Annotated in this window: 7 protein-coding genes; 2 read left to right on the top strand and 5 right to left on the bottom strand. The window is 72.3% G+C overall.

Annotated elements, in window-relative coordinates:
• The first annotated feature begins 115 nt into the window (after nt 1–115).
• Nucleotides 116–838, top strand: a complete 723-nt coding sequence (locus tag ACIP64_RS00455) for a poly-gamma-glutamate hydrolase family protein (protein ID WP_401580237.1) — start codon at nt 116–118, stop codon at nt 836–838.
• Between the two features lie 823 nt (nt 839–1661).
• Here the strand turns inward: ACIP64_RS00455 and glgB are convergent.
• The 4 genes from glgB to ACIP64_RS00435 all read right to left on the bottom strand — a co-directional run bounded on the left by glgB (nt 1662) and on the right by ACIP64_RS00435 (nt 9786).
• On the bottom strand, nt 1662–4322 hold the full coding sequence (gene glgB / locus ACIP64_RS00450) for a 1,4-alpha-glucan branching enzyme (RefSeq protein ID WP_401580236.1): 2661 nt from the start codon (nt 4320–4322) through the stop codon (nt 1662–1664).
• A 37-nt stretch (nt 4323–4359) separates the two neighbouring features.
• A complete protein-coding gene (locus ACIP64_RS00445; protein WP_401580234.1) occupies nt 4360–5820 on the bottom strand; it encodes a maltokinase in 1461 nt (486 codons plus the stop codon).
• A gap of 253 nt (nt 5821–6073) precedes the next feature.
• Nucleotides 6074–7792, bottom strand: coding sequence for a maltose alpha-D-glucosyltransferase (treS, locus tag ACIP64_RS00440; RefSeq protein ID WP_401580232.1), 1719 nt, complete (start codon nt 7790–7792; stop codon nt 6074–6076).
• Nucleotides 7789–9786: an alpha-1,4-glucan--maltose-1-phosphate maltosyltransferase gene (locus ACIP64_RS00435; RefSeq protein WP_401580230.1), complete on the bottom strand. Its 1998-nt coding sequence runs from the start codon at nt 9784–9786 to the stop codon at nt 7789–7791. The genes treS and ACIP64_RS00435 overlap by 4 nt, the downstream gene beginning before the upstream one ends.
• Before the next feature lie 471 nt (nt 9787–10257).
• On the opposite strand from ACIP64_RS00435, the gene glgP reads away from it, so the two are divergent.
• A complete protein-coding gene (gene glgP / locus ACIP64_RS00430) occupies nt 10258–12894 on the top strand; it encodes an alpha-glucan family phosphorylase (protein ID WP_401580228.1) in 2637 nt (878 codons plus the stop codon).
• A gap of 82 nt (nt 12895–12976) precedes the next feature.
• On the opposite strand, the gene ACIP64_RS00425 is transcribed toward glgP, so the two are convergent.
• On the bottom strand, nt 12977–15355 hold the full coding sequence (locus tag ACIP64_RS00425; RefSeq protein WP_401580226.1) for a M4 family metallopeptidase: 2379 nt from the start codon (nt 15353–15355) through the stop codon (nt 12977–12979).
• Nucleotides 15356–15611 lie beyond the last annotated feature (256 nt).

Here is a 15611-nt window from a genome sequence, read left to right as displayed (position 1 = left end):
CCCCTCACGTCCCGCCGGGCTCTTCCCCCCGTCGCCCGGCGGGACCGCACGTTCCGTGTCCGGCGGTCCCGGCTCCCGGCGGGAGCCGGGGCCGCCGGTGCGTGATGATCGCCTCATGCCGACGCACACCGGGTACGCCTCAGCGGCATCCGACACGTACGCCACCAACACCGCGCTGTACGCCGACACCTCCCTGACCGAGGGCACCGACTGGGCCCGGCGCTTCCGCCGCCACACCACCGCCCGGCCCGGCGACACCGTGGTCCTCGCCCCCCACGCGGGCGGCATCGAGGCCGGCACCTCCGAACTCTGCCTCGCCGTCGCCGGGTACCACCCCGCGGACCTCGCGCCCACCCCGGCCGGCGGCCCGGTGTACGACTACTGGATGTTCGAGGGCCTGCGCCCCACCGGCAACGGCGCCCTCCACGTCACCTCCACGCGCTGCGACGACCCCGTCGCCCGCGCGCTGGCCGCGGGCAGCCTGCGCGTGCTCTCGCTGCACGGCTGCACCGCCGCGCAGGCGGGCCTCCCGGACGGCGCCCGGGCCGTCCTCGTCGGCGGCGCGGACACCCACTTCGCGGAACGGCTCACCGCCGCCCTCACCGCGGCCGGCATCCACGCCGTCGACGCCTCGGCGGCGAAGGAACTCGCCGGCCTCTCACCGGCCAACATCTGCAACCGCACCCGCCGCGGCCGCGGCGCCCAACTGGAGATCACCGCCCCGCTGCGCGCCGCGATGTTCGGCGTCAACACCCGCGCCGGGAGGGGGAGCACGACGCGCCCGGTCTTCTGGAACCTCGTCGGCGCGGCCCGCGCGGCGATCGCGTCGGTGTCCTGACCCTTCGGGTCGGGGCCCTGGGACGTGCGGGGGTCCGGGGGCTGACGGCGCCCCCGGCACGGCGGCGGTGCCGGGCACGCCTTGCCACGACGTGCCGCCCGGCCACACCGCCGGCGCGGAGCATGCCCGATCCGGGCCTCGGACCCGAACCCTGCCGGTCCCGGTGCCTGCCGAGCGGCCCGGCGACGGTTGGACAGGGCGAGCCCCCGCCCTCGGGGGCACCCGGGTCTCGCGGGCGTGTACTGCCGAGGCGCCGGAGTTCCGCGCGTCCGTACAGCGTCGCGTGCCGGGGCGGCGGCGTACGACCAGCCCCCCGGGGGCCCGGTACGACGTGCAGCGGGTCGAGGCGCGGTGGGGTACGCCTGCGGTCGGGCGGTCCCGTCACGTCCTGGCGTCGCCTGCAGGGAGGCCTGTGCCGTGCCGGTCCCGGTGCCCGGCGAAGGCCCCGCCAGGGCGGGGGCGGCCCGGGCGGTTGCCGGGCGTGGTGTGTCGCGGGGCCGCGAGCACGCCGATGCCGCGCCGGGGGCGAGGCAGGCGTACCCACGCCGGGGCGGGCGGCGCTCAGCCGCGGTCGACGGCACGCCGGGTGTCACCACAGGCGGACGAAATGCCCTACGACTGAGGAGTCGTGACGGTGCATCAGAACTGCGGCCCTGTCGTGCCCCCCGAAGGCGCCCGGCGCCGTTCCCCACGCCCGTGCGGGCCGTGAGCAGGACCACAGGGCGATGGTTCAAATTCGAACTTCTCTTGTGCGACCATCGCAGTGGGGAGAGGAACCGGGGACCCGGACAGCACCCGGCCCTCTCCCCGTGAAGCGGCCCCGTTACGCCGGCCGCAGCCAGACCGTGGCCAGCGGCGGCAGCGTGAGCTGCACACTCTGCCGGCGGCCGTTCCAGCCGACGGGCTCGGACTTCAGCGGCTCCGGATTGGTGACGTCGCCGCCCCCGTACGCCGCGGCGTCCGTGTTCAGCACCTCACGCAGCGCCTCCACGCCGTCCGGGACACCGAGCCGGTACCCCTGGCGGACCACCGGCGAGAAGTTGCTGACCGCGATCAGCGGGTCGCCGGCCGCGTCGAGGCGGACGAAGGAGAACACGTTGTCCTCGGCCGCGCCGCCGTCGATCCAGGCGAACCCCTCCGGCGAGGTGTCGCGCTGCCACAGGGAGGGCGTGCCCCGGTACACCGTGTTGAGGTCGCGCACCAGGTCGCGCACGCCCCGGTGGTCGCCGGCCGCCGAGTAGGTCTCGTCGAGCAGCCACCAGTCCGGGCCGTGGTCGTGCGACCATTCCGCGCCCTGGGCGAACTCCTGCCCCATGAAGAGCAGTTGCTTGCCCGGGTGGGCCCACATGAAGCCCAGGTAGGCGCGGTGGGTGGCGCGCTGCTGCCACCAGTCGCCCGGCATCCGGTTCACCAGCGAGCCCTTGCCGTGGACGACCTCGTCGTGCGAGATCGGCAGCACGTAGTTCTCGCTGTAGGCGTACACCATCGAGAACGTCATCTCGTTGTGGTGGTACTTGCGGTGCACGGGCTCGTGCTTGACGTACTCCAGCGAGTCGTGCATCCAGCCCATGTTCCACTTCAGGCCGAAGCCCAGCCCGCCGAAGCCGGTGGGGCCGACCTCGTGGGTGGCGCGGGTCACGCCGTCCCAGGCCGTGGACTCCTCGGCGATGGTGACCACGCCGGGGCAGCGGCGGTAGACGGTCGCGTTCATCTCCTGGAGGAAGGCGACCGCGTCCAGGTCCTCCCGCCCGCCGTACACGTTCGGCGCCCAGTCGCCGTCTTCGCGCGAGTAGTCCAGGTAGAGCATCGAGGCGACGGCGTCGACGCGCAGCCCGTCGATGTGGAACTCCTCGCACCAGTAGACCGCGTTCGCGACGAGGAAGTTGCGGACCTCGGTGCGGCCGAAGTCGAACTCCAGCGTCCCCCAGTCCGGGTGCTCGCCGCGCCAGGCGTGCTCGTAGACGTTCGCGCCGTCGAACTGCGCCAGCGCCCACTCGTCCTTGGGGAAGTGGGCCGGCACCCAGTCCATGATCACACCGATGCCCGCCCGGTGCAGGGCGTCCACCAGGAACTTGAAGTCGTCGGGGGTGCCCATCCGCGCGGTCGGGGCGTAGTACGAGGTGACCTGGTAGCCCCAGGACCCGCCGAAGGGGTGCTCGGCGACCGGCATCAGCTCCACGTGCGTGAAGCCCAGGTCGCGGACGTACGCCGGGAGCTGCTCGGCGAGTTCGCGGTACGACAGCCCCGGCCGCCAGGAGGCCAGGTGCACCTCGTACACCGAGAACGGCGCCTCGTGCACGGGCACGTCGCCGCGCCGGGCCATCCAGTCGGCGTCCTGCCACTCGTGGTGCGAGGCGGTGACCACGGAGGCCGTGGCGGGCGGCGTCTCGGTGCGGCGGGCCATGGGGTCGGCCTTGAGGCGGTGGGCGCCGTCGGGGCCGCAGATGTCGAACTTGTAGCGCTGCCCCTCGGCGACGCCGGGCAGGAACAGCTCCCACACACCGGTGGAGCCCAGCGAGCGCATGGGGAAGGCCGTGCCGTCCCAGTAGTCGAAGTCGCCGACCACGCGCACGCCGCGGGCGTTCGGCGCCCAGACGGTGAAGCGGGTGCCCGGCACCCCGTCGTGGGTCATCGGCTCGGCGCCCAGTGCCTTCCACAGCTGCTCGTGCCGGCCCTCGCCGATCAGATGCAGGTCGAACTCGCCGAGCGCGGGCAGGAACCGGTAGGGGTCGTGGACCTCCTGGTCCTGGCCGTCGTACGTCACGAGCAGCCGGTGGGCCGATGCGTCCGTCGGCGGCAGCACCCCGGCGAACAGGCCGTCGCCCTCGTCGCGCAGCACCGCCCGCGTCCCGTCGCCGGTGACGACCGCCACCGCCTGCGCGTAGGGGCGCAGGGCGCGCACCAGCACGCCGTCCGCCACCGGGTGTGCGCCGAGCAGGGTGTGCGGGTCGTGGTGCGAACCGTCCAGCAGGCGCCACCGGTCGCCGGCGTCCAGTGCCGGGGCGGGAGTTACGTCGGCGGGCGCGGCGGCCGGTGCCGGCCGGGTCGCCTCGGCCCCGGGCGGCGGCGCCTGGTGGCCGACCGCTGCGGTCGCGGGCACCGTGCGGGGCGCGCCGCCCGAGGCGGGCGGCCGGTCGGAGCCGGCGGGGTCGTAACCCCGCGCGACGGCCTCGGAGGTGGGGACGTTCGTCGCCGCGGACGGACGCTCCGCCTTGCGCCGGGAGTTCGACGACCCGGCGGCATCCGCGGACCGTCCCGTCCGGCCGGTCTGCGCTGCCTGCGCCGCCTGCCCGGTCTTCGGCGCCTTCGCCCCGCGCGCCGGCTTCGCCGGACGGGCGGACGGGCCCGGCGACGCCGCGGCACGCGGTGGCACTGAACCCTCGGGCCCGCCGCCGGGAGCGGAACGCGCGGCGGCGGACGGCCCGTTCCCGCCGGGGCCGGGGGTGCCGGGATCGGCGTCGGGGAACGGCTGACGATCGGTCACGATCAGGTCCTCCTCGGTAGGGCGCGGGGGTGCCCGGTCAGGGGGTGGCACCGCGGAGCGGCTGCGAGAGGCGCCGCACGGCGGCCATGGGGATGGGCAGCCAGGCGGGCCGGTGCCTGGCCTCGTAGAGCACTTCGTAGACGGCCTTGTCGGTCTCGTAGGCGCGTATCACCACGGGCTCGTCCCGGGGGTCGGTCCCGGCGGCCTCCGCGTATCCGGCGCAGAACGCGGCCCGCTGGGTCTCGGCCCATTCGGGCGCGCCGGGGGCGGCCGGATCGTGGTGCCGGGCCGCGTAGTCGAACGAGCGCAGCATGCCGGCCACGTCCTGCACCGGCGGCGCGGGACGGCGCCGTTCGGGGAGCGGCCGGGCCGGCTCCCCCTCGAAGTCGATGAGCACCCAGCCCTGGGCCTGGGTCAACAGGGCCTGACCCAGGTGGAGGTCGCCGTGGATGCGCTGGGCCGCCAGTTCCGTGCCCTGTTCGCCGAGCACCGCGAGGTCCTCGAAGGCGGCGCGCAGCCGGGCGCGGTACGGCCGGAGCGCGGGTACGGCGGCGGCCGCGGCGTCCAGCCGGTCGGCCATCGCCCCGGCGATGTGTTCGATCTGCTGCCGGCGCAGGGTGCTGGTGGGCAGGGCGCGCGCCAGCGCGAGGTGCACCTCGGCGGTCGCGCGCCCCAGCGCGTGCGCGTCGCCGGAGAAGTCGAGGTCCTTCTCCACGGCCTCCAGCGCCAGTTCCCAGGCGCCGGACGAGCCGGGCAGATAGCGCTGCAGCACGCCCAGGGTGGCGGGCTCGTCGTACAGGCCCACCGCCTCGAACCAGGCGGCGGGCGCGGCGATCCGCCGCGACCCGGCGCGGGCCAGGGCCAGCGACAGCTCCAGGTCCGGGTTGGGGCCGGGCGCGACCCGCCGGAAGAGCTTCAGGATGTGGCTGTCGCCGTAGATCACCGAGCTGTTGGACTGCTCGGCGGTGGACAGCCGCGGCGCCGGACCGGCCGGGATCGCCGCATCCGGCTCGGCGCCGAACCGCAGGTGCCCGCTGCGGCCGGGGGCCCGCAGCCGTTCCAGCAGCAGGGCGGTCAGCCGGGGGTCGTGCAGTGCCTCGTAGATGGTGAGGCCGTCCAGCGGCCCGCCGACCGCGTGCCCGATGAGCGCGGGCGCGAGGGCCGGCGGCAGCAGGGCCCGGGAGCCCAGCAGCAACTGGTAGGTGTCGGGGTGCCCGTGGCCGCGGCCCTGCCGCTGTGCCTCGTGCGGGTCGTCCTGGTGGACGTCGAGCAGCAGATGGAGCAGCCCGGGGGTGCCGAGCCGGCCGTCCGCCGGCAGCAGCTCGGTGGCCGAGACCAGGCCGAACGCGGTGATCGGCCGCCCCTTGCCGGCGAACCACCGCTGCCGGGGCAGCCATTCGCGCAGCAAGGGGCCGAGAGTGGAGAGCAGTCCCGGGGCCGGGGGCACGGTGGTGCCGGCGGGGGCTGCGGAGGAGCGAAGCCACGAGGTGTCCGACATGACGTCCTTTCCTCGGGTGCCGGGCCTGCTGGTTCCCTAAGTGAAGGGGTGCGCTGCGGCGACTGTCCGACTCACGGGACGTGTCGGACGAATATCATCCGAGCTGGTGGTGCAATTGGCGTACTGGCCTACAAGGTGCCAAGCGCCCGACAAGCATCCGATATGACGCTGGATTCGGCAGGGGGAGCCTGCCCCCGCGGTCCGGTGCGAAACCGCACCGGACCGCCGGGGTCGCCGTCCTCGGGCGGTCCGGCTACACCGCGTCGCGGCGCAGCCGGAACCAGTAGAAGCCGTGACCGGCGAGAGTGAGCAGGTAGGGCCACTCCCCGATGGCGGGGAAGCGGACACCACCGATGAGCTCGACCGGGTGACGGCCGGTGAAGGAGCGCAGATCGAGCTCGGTGGGCTGGGCGAAGCGCGAGAAGTTGTTCACGCACAGGACGAGGTCGTCGCCCTTGCCGTCCAGCGACGGCGCCTCGCGCAGGAAGGCCAGGACGGCCGGGTTGCTGGAGGGCAGTTCGGTGTACGAGCCGAGTCCGAAGGCCGGGTTCTGCTTGCGGATCTCGACCATCCGGCGGGTCCAGTGCAGGAGCGAGCTCGGCGAGCTCATCTGCGCCTCGACATTGGTGACTTGGTAGCCGTACACCGGGTCCATGATCGTCGGCAGGTACAGCCGCCCCGGATCGCAGGAGGAGAAGCCCGCGTTGCGGTCGGGCGTCCACTGCATCGGGGTGCGCACCGCGTCGCGGTCACCGAGCCAGATGTTGTCGCCCATGCCGATCTCGTCGCCGTAGTAGAGGATCGGCGAGCCCGGCAGGGAGAGCAGCAGCGCGGTGAAGAGCTCGATCTGGTTGCGGTCGTTGTCCAGCAGCGGGGAGAGCCGGCGCCGGATGCCGATGTTGGCCCGCATCCGCGGGTCCTTGGCGTACTCCGCGTACATGTAGTCGCGCTCTTCGTCCGTCACCATTTCGAGCGTCAGCTCGTCGTGGTTGCGCAGGAAGATGCCCCACTGGCAGTTCTTGGGGATCGCCGGGGTCTTGGCCAGGATCTCCGAGACCGGGTAGCGCGACTCCCGGCGCACCGCCATGAAGATGCGCGGCATGACCGGGAAGTGGAACGCCATGTGGCACTCGTCGCCGCCCTTGGCATAGTCGCCGAAGTAGTCGACGACGTCCTCGGGCCACTGGTTGGCCTCGGCGAGCAGCACCGTGTCCGGGTAGTGGGCGTCGATCTCCTGGCGCACCATCCGCAGGAAGCCGTGGGTGCGCGGCAGGTTCTCGCAGTTGGTGCCCTCCTCCTGGTAGAGGTACGGCACCGCGTCCAGCCGGAACCCGTCGATGCCGAGGTCGAGCCAGAAGCGCAGGGCGGCGAGGATCTCCTCCTGGACCTTCGGGTTCTCGTAGTTGAGATCCGGCTGGTGGGAGAAGAAGCGGTGCCAGTAGTACTGCTTGCGCACCGGGTCGAACGTCCAGTTGGAGCTCTCGGTGTCGACGAAGATGATCCGGGCGTCCGGGTACTGCTTGTCGTCGTCCGCCCAGACGTAGTAGTCGCCGTAGGGCCCTTCGGGATCGCTGCGGGACTGCTGGAACCACTCGTGCTGGTCGCTCGTGTGGTTCACGACGAAGTCGATGATCACCCGCATCCCGCGCTGGTGCGCGGCGTCCACGAACTCCACGAAGTCCGCCAGGTCGCCGAACTCCGGGAGCACCGCCGTGTAGTCCGAGACGTCGTAGCCGCCGTCACGCAGCGGTGACGCGAAGAACGGCGGCAGCCACAGGCAGTCGACGCCCAGCCACTGCAAATAGTCCAGCTTGGCGGTGAGCCCCTTGAGGTCGCCGACCCCGTCGCCGTTGCTGTCCTGGAATGACCGTACGAGTACCTCGTAGAAGACGGCCCGTTTGAACCAATCGGGATCCCGGTCCTTGGCCGGGGTGTCTTCGAACGTGTCAGGTACGGGTTCGTTGACGATCAAGTGGGTGACCCTCCTGTCGATGGAGTAGGTCGCAGGGTGAAGATGTGCGCGGGCACGCGGCCCGGCTCGAGGCGCACATAGTTGTTCCTGCCCCAGTGGTAGGTCTCGCCGGTGAGCTCGTCGCGCACCGGGGTGGACTCGTGCCATGCGAGGCCGAGTTCCGGCATGTTCAACGAGACGGTCGCCTCCTGGGTGTGGTGCGGGTCCAGGTTGACGACCACCAGTACGACATCACCGCCGTCGCCCGAGCGCTTCGAGTACGCCAGCACCGCGTCGTTGTTCACGTGGTGGAAGCGCAGATCTCGCAGCTGCTGGAGCGCGAGGTGGCGGCGCCGCAGCCGGTTGAGCGCGGTGAGCAGCGGCGCGAGGGAACGGCCCTCGGCCTCGGCTGCCGCCCAGTCACGGGGCCTCAGCTCGTACTTCTCCGAGTGTAGGTACTCCTCGCTGCCCTCGCGCACCGGCACGTTCTCGCAGAGCTCGTATCCGGCGTACACCCCCCATGTGGGCGAGAGGGTCGCCGCGAGCACCGCGCGCACCTCGAACGCCGCCCGTCCCCCCTGTTGCAGGTAGGCATGCAGAATGTCGGGGGTGTTGACGAAGAAGTTCGGGCGCATGTAGCTCGCCGTGTCCCCACTGAGCTCCGTCAGATAGTCGACCAGCTCCTGCTTCTCATTACGCCACGTGAAGTACGTGTACGACTGCTGGAAGCCGATCCGGGCCAGGGTGTGCATCATCGCCGGACGGGTGAACGCCTCGGCCAGGAAGATGACGTCGGGGTCGGTGCGGTTGATGTGCGTGATGACCTTCTCCCAGAAGACCACCGGCTTGGTGTGCGGGTTGTCCACCCGGAAGATGCGCACCCCGTGGTCCATCCAGTGCCGCAGCACCCGCTCGGTCTCGCGGACCAGCCCGGACATGTCGGAGTCGAAGGCGATCGGGTAGATGTCCTGGTACTTCTTCGGCGGGTTCTCGGCGTACGCGATCGAGCCGTCCGGCCGCCGCGAGAACCACTCCGGGTACTTCTCCACCCACGGGTGCTCGGGGGAGCACTGCAGGGCGAAGTCCAGGGCGATTTCCAGCCGCAGTTCGCGGGCCCGTTCGACGAAGAAGTCGAAGTCCTCCAGGGTGCCGAGATCCGGGTGGACCGCGTCGTGGCCGCCCTCGGGGGAGCCGATCGCCCAGGGCGAGCCGACGTCGTGCGGACCCGGCGTCAGGGAGTTGTTCGGCCCCTTGCGGAAGGCCGACCCGATCGGGTGAACGGGCGGCAGATAGACCACGTCGAAGCCCATGGCCGCGATCGCCGGCAGCCGGTCGGCCGCCGTGCGGAAGGTGCCGGACCGCGGGGGCTGCTTCCCGGACGGGTCCACCACCGCGCCCTCGGAGCGGGGGAACATCTCGTACCAGGAGCCGAACAGCGCCCGCTGCCGCTCGACCTGGAGGGCCGCCGGGCGCGAGGCGCTGACCAGTTCGCGCAAGGGGTGGCGGTCCAGCACGGCCACGACGTCGGAGGCCAGCGCCGCCGCGTGCCGGGCGGCGGGGGGCCGGCTGTCGTCGCGGAGCGCGTCGACGGCGGCGAGCACGACGGCCCGGCCGTCCTTCTTGGGGACCTTGGCCGCGGCGCGCTCGTGCAGTGCGGCGCCCTCGGCGAGGACCAGTTCGGTGTCGATGCCGGCGGGGATCTTGATGCCCGCGTGGTGCCGCCAGGTGGCCACCGGATCGCTCCAGGCCTCCACCGTGTACGTCCAGCGGCCCTCGGCGGTCGGGGTCACATCGGCGCCCCACCGGTCGGTGCCGGGGGCGAGTTCACGCATCGGGGTCCAGGGGCCGCTGCGGCCCGAGGGGTCCTTCAGGACCACATTGGCCCCGATCGCGTCATGTCCTTCACGGAATACCGTCGCCGACACCTGGAAGGTCTCGCCTGCCACCGCCTTCGCGGGGCGGCGCCCGCAGTCGACCAGTGGGCGGACGTCCAGGACGGGGATACGACCGATCATTGCGCCTCACCTGTTCGAGCTGGTGGCCGGGCGGGTGACGTGCACTCTTTTTATCTGCTCCTTCGGTTGGCTGCCTGGGGGCATGACCGCTCCTGTCCGCGTTCACTCGGGTGGGCGGATGTGAGTCGAGGGGTGAGGAGGAGAAGTGGCGCCGCGTCGCGCAAGGGTGAGCCTGCCCAGTGGACGCCGCCCGAATGCCCTTCGGAAGGGGGTACTGGCGCGTAGCTTGCAAAGCCTGCGGAAAACCGGCCGGCCCCGCGGACGCCGTGGTTCTGGCCGATTGTCGACGGGTCGGAGCGGTTGCCGAGGGGGCGCGGCCGGGTGGTCCGGGGGCTCCGCGGGGCGGTTGCGCCGGCGTCGCCGGCGCCGGTCCGCGCCCCCTGGTGGTGCGCCCCCGGCGTGCACCGGCGCGGAGCGCATCCGGTCGCCGGTTGCCACCACCGGGCGGGGGGATGCCGCTACCGTCGAAGAGTGAAGGCTATTCGTCGATTCACCGTGCGAACTGTCCTGCCCGAACCACTACGTCCGCTCGGGGAGCTCGCGCAGAATCTGCGCTGGTCCTGGCATCCCGAGACCCGCGAGCTGTTCCAGGCGGTCGACCCCGAGGGCTGGCGGGCGGCGGCCGGCGACCCGGTGCGCCTGCTCGGCGCCGTCTCCAAGGAACGGCTGAACGCGCTCGCCAAGGACCGCCGCTTCCTGCGCCGGCTGGGTACCGCCGTCGAGGACCTCCACGACTACCTCGCCAACCCCCGCTGGTACCAGGGCGCCGCCGGCAGCGGGGAACTCCCCTCCGCCATCGCCTACTTCTCGCCCGAGTTCGGCATCACCGCCGCGCTGCCGCAGTACTCCGGGGGCCTCGGCATCCTGGCCGGCGACCACCTCAAGGCCGCCAGCGACCTCGGCGTCCCCCTGATCGGCGTCGGCCTGCTCTACCGGCACGGCTATTTCCGGCAGTCGCTGTCCCGCGACGGCTGGCAGCAGGAGCACTACCCGGTGCTCGACCCGAACGAGCTGCCGCTGTCCCCGCTGCGCGACGACGGCGGCGCCCCCGTGCTGATCGTCCTCGACCTGCCCGGCGGCCGGAGCCTGCGCGCCCACGTCTGGCTGGCCAGGGTCGGCCGGGTGCCGCTGCTGCTGCTGGACTCCGACGTCGAGGAGAACAACCCCAGCGAACGCGACGTCACCGACCGGCTCTACGGCGGCGGAAGCGAGCACCGGCTGCTCCAGGAGATGCTGCTGGGCATCGGCGGCGTCCGCGCGGTGCGCACGTACTGCGCCCTGACCGGCCACCCCGCGCCCGAGGTCTTCCACACCAACGAGGGGCACGCCGGCTTCCTCGGTCTGGAGCGCATCCGCGAGCTCACGGCCGAGGACAGCGGGACGGACTTCGACTCCGCGCTGGAGGCGGTCCGCGCCGGCACCGTCTTCACCACCCACACCCCGGTGCCCGCGGGCATCGACCGCTTCGACCGCGAGCTGGTCGCCCGTCACCTCGGCGACGACGGCGAACTGCACGGGGTGGACGTGCAGCGCGTGCTGGAACTGGGCATGGAGACGTACTCCGGGGGCGACCCCAACGTCTTCAACATGGCCGTGATGGGCCTGCGGCTCGCCCAGCGCGCCAACGGCGTCTCCACCCTGCACGGCCAGGTCAGCCGCGAGATGTTCGCCGGGCTGTGGCCGGGCTTCGACCCGGAGGAGGTGCCGATCACCTCCGTCACCAACGGCGTCCACGCCCCCACCTGGGTGGCGCCCGAGGTGTTCCGGCTCGGCGCCCGGCAGGCCGGCTCGCAGATCGCCGAGGACGCGATGACGGTCGGCCTGGCCGACACCTGGGAGTCCGTCGGCGCCATCCCCGACGCCGCCGTCTGGGAGCTCCGCCGCGAGCTGCGCGAGCAGCTGGTGTGGGAGGTGCGTCGCCGCGTGCGCGCCTCCTGGCGGCAGCGCGGCGCCGGTTCCGCCGAGCTGGGCTGGACCGACGACGTGCTCGACCCCGATGTGCTCACCATCGGCTTCGCGCGCCGGGTGCCCTCGTACAAGCGGCTCACGCTCATGCTGCGCGACCAGGACCGGCTGATGGACCTGCTGCTCAATGCCTCCCGGCCGGTCCAGATCGTCGTCGCGGGCAAGGCCCACCCGGCCGACGACAGCGGCAAGCGCCTGGTCCAGGAGCTGGTGCGCTTCGCGGACGACCCGCGGGTGCGGCACCGCATCGTCTTCCTGCCGGACTACGACATGGCCATGGCGCAGCACCTGTACCACGGCTGCGACGTCTGGCTGAACAACCCGCTGCGCCCGCTGGAGGCCTGCGGCACCTCCGGGATGAAGTCCGCGCTGAACGGCGGCCTCAACCTCTCCGTCCTCGACGGATGGTGGGAGGAGTGGTTCGACGGCAACAACGGCTGGGCCATCCCCACCGCCGACGGCTTCGGCGCCCAGGGCGACCCCGACCGGCGCGACGACATCGAGGCGGCCGCGCTGTACGACCTGATCGAGAACCAGGTCGCCCCGCGCTTCTACGACCAGGGCACGCACGGGCTGCCGGCGCGCTGGATCGAGATGGTCCGGCACACCCTCACCACCCTGGGGCCCAAGGTGCTGGCCGGCCGCATGGTGCGCGAGTACGTCCAGCGGCTGTACGCCCCGGCCGCCGCCGCGCACCGCCTCGCCGCCGGCGGGGAAGCGGCCGAACTCGCCGCGTGGAAGCGGCGGGTGCGCGAGCAGTGGCCGCGGATCGCCGTGGACCACGTGGAGACCGGTGCCGCCGTCGGCGGCTCGCCCGAGCTCGGGACGACGCTCACGCTGCGGGTCCAGGTCGCCCTCGGGGACCTGGAACCGGGCGACGTCGACGTCCAGGTGGTCTCCGGCCGGGTCGACGACTCCGACCGGATCACCGACCCCTCGGTGGTCTCCCTCAAGCCGGGCGGCCGGCCCGACCTGGAAGGCCGCTGGCTGTACGAGGGGCCGCTGGCGCTGGACCGCACCGGGCCGTTCGGTTACACCGTGCGGGTGCTGCCCACCCACCGGCTGCTCGCCTCGCCCGCCGAGCTGGGGCTGATCGCGGTGCCCGCCGAGGCCGCGGGCATGACGGCCGGCGTGCTGCGCTGACCGGGCACCCACCGGGCACACGACACCGGGCCCCGGCCGTCGAGGACGGCCGGGGCCCGGCGTTCACGTCACCCCGAGGGGATCAGCTGGAGGTGGTGACGGCCGTGTCGTCCACCACGAAGCTCGTCTGCAGCGAGGAGTCCTCGGTGCCGGTGAACTTCAGGCTGACGGTGGAGCCGGCGAAGCCGTTCAGGCTGAAGGACTTCTGGGTGTAGCCCGTGGCCTTGTTGAGGTTCGAGTACGTGGCCAGGGTGGTCGATCCGGCCGTGACGGTCAGCTTGTCGTACTGGGTGCTGGTGGTCGTCTCGGCGGAGTCGATGTGCAGCCAGAAGGTGAAGGTCGCCTTGCAGCCGGCCGGGATCGTCACCGACTGGGACAGCGTGTCGGTGTGGGTCGTGCCGTAGCCGTTCAGCCAGCCCTTGTACGAACCGCCGTGCGCGGCCTGGCCGCTGTCGTTGGTGATCACGCCGCTGCTCGCGGTCCAGGAGGCGCTGCCGGACTCGAAGCCCGGGTTGCCCAGCAGCTGCGCCGAGGCGCAGGTGCCGCCGCCGGTGGAGACGGTCCAGGTGAACGAGGCGGTGCCGGTCTTCGCGGCGGAGTCGGTGACCGTGACCGTGGTGTTGGAGGTGCCCGCGGTGGTCGGGGTGCCGGAGATCAGACCGGTGGAGGCGTTGATCGACAGACCGGCCGGCAGGCCGCTCGCCGCGTAGCTCAGGGCGCCGCTGTTGGTGCTGCTGGCCTGGATCTGCAGGCTGACGGCGGTGCCGACGCCGCTGGCCTGGTTGCCCGGGTTGGTGACCGTCACGCCCGAGACGGGGGCGTGGCTGCCGACGCCGATGCCCGCGAAGGCGTTCTGCACGCCCGCGTACTGGGCGGAGGAGGCGCCGTACAGCGCGGTGGCGGCGTTGAGGGCGGCGGTGCGGGCGCCGGCGTAGTTGGTGCTGCTCGTCATGTACGAGGTCAGCGCCTTGTACCAGATCTGCAGCGCGGCGGCGCGGCCGATGCCGGCGACGGCGATGCCGTCGGCGGTCGGGCTGTTGTAGCTGACGCCGTTGATCGTCTTGGCGCCGCTGCCCTCGGAGAGCAGGTAGAACATGTGGTTCGCCGGGCCCGAGGAGTAGTGGACGTCCAGGTTCCCGATGCCCGAGTACCAGTTGTCGGGTGACGTGCCGTCACGAGAGGGCTTGTCCTGGTAGCGCAGCGGGGTGCCGTTGCCGTTGATGTTGATCTTCTCGCCGATGAGGTAGTCGCCGACGTCGCTGCTGTTGCCGGCGTAGAACTCGACGCCCGTGCCGAAGATGTCGGAGGTCGCCTCGTTGAGGCCGCCGGACTCACCGGAGTAGTTGAGGCCCGCGGTGTTGGACGTGACGCCGTGGCTCATCTCGTGGCCCGCGACGTCCAGCGAGGTCAGGGCGTGGGTGTTGCCCGATCCGTCGCCGTAGGTCATGCAGAAGCAGCTGTCGTCCCAGAAGGCGTTGACGTAGCCGCTGCTGTAGTGCACCCGCGAGTACGCCGCCGCACCGTCGTTGCGGATGCCGCTGCGGCCGAAGGTGGTCTTGTAGAAGTCCCAGGTCTCCTGGGCGCCGTAGGCGGCGTCGGCGGCGGCCGTCTGGGTGTTGGAGCCCGTCCCGTCGCCCCAGACGTCGTCTGCGTCGGTGAACAGCGTGCCCGTGCCGGACGTCGCCCGGTTGAGGTTGTACGTCTTGTGGCCGCCGCGGGTGTTGTCGGTGAGCTGGTACGTCGAGCCCGACAGCGTGGTGCCGAGCGTCACCGATCCGCTGTACTGGGTGTTGCCGGTCCCGGTCTTGATGTCCTGGAACCGGTACAGCTCCGCGCCGGTCATGGCGTCGGTGACGACGTGCAGCCGGCTCGGCGTGCCGTCGTCCTGCAGACCGCTGACGACGCTCTCCCAGGCGAGCTTCGGCGTGCCCTGCCCGGCCCAGATCACCTTGCGGGCGCTGTCCGCGGCGGGTGCCTCGGCCTTCAGCGCCTTGGCGGTCTTCAGCGCGGAGGTGGTGGCCGCGGACCCGGCGACCTTCGGCGTCGTCGAGGCGACCGTGATCGCCTTGTTCGTGTTGAACGTGGTGCCCAGCGTGCCGGTGCCCGTGGCGGGCGTGTGCACCACGAGGTCACCGCCGAGCACGGGGAGCCCGGCGTAGGTGCGCTCGTAGCGGGTGTGCAGGGTGCCGTCCACGTCCTTGACGACGTCCCGGACGACGAGCTTCTCCTTGCTGCCCAGGCCCAGGGACTGGGCCGTCACGGCCGTCCGGGCGCTCGCGCTCTTGATCAGCGAGCTGTGCTGGGCGGGGGTGAGCGCGGCCTCGAGCGCTCCGGCGCGGACCTGGCTCGTGTGGGGGGCGGGCTTCGCCGCGGCGGTGGTCGACGGTATGCCGACGGCGAGGAATGCGGCGGTGGCGACCAGGCTTGTGGCCGCGACTGCCTTGCGGGGGGATCGTCTCACTCGGACTCCTACTGCGTCGGCCGCGGTTGGCGGCCGGGGACAGCCGGGCAGACAGGGTGTGCTGCCCGGGCGGAACTAGCCGTGCAAGCCGTGCGGGTGGGACGTTGCGGAGCTCCGGCCGGAGCGCCGGCGCGCGGAGGTGCACCGGCGCGGGCGCGTTCTGAGCCGACCGGGGGAAGAGTGCCACTATTCATGGGTTGATGTCATGTACGTGACGAGAAGTTGGCCGAATACGTCCTTTCAGGAGGACAGTCGG

This window comes from Streptomyces sp. NPDC088733, from assembly GCF_044751185.1.
GTDB lineage: Bacteria > Actinomycetota > Actinomycetes > Streptomycetales > Streptomycetaceae > Actinacidiphila.
The sequence above is the reverse complement of the archived record's forward strand: the minus strand, read 5'-3'. Positions and strand labels throughout refer to the sequence as shown.

Bases quoted from the DNA above. Each gene is read 5' to 3' on its own strand.
- ACIP64_RS00455 (WP_401580237.1), top strand. From the start codon at position 116: ATGCCGACGCACACCGGGTACGCCTCAGCGGCATCCGACACGTACGCC.
- ACIP64_RS00445 (WP_401580234.1), bottom strand. From the start codon at position 5,820: ATGTCGGACACCTCGTGGCTTCGCTCCTCCGCAGCCCCCGCCGGCACC.
- ACIP64_RS00435 (WP_401580230.1), bottom strand. From the start codon at position 9,786: ATGATCGGTCGTATCCCCGTCCTGGACGTCCGCCCACTGGTCGACTGC.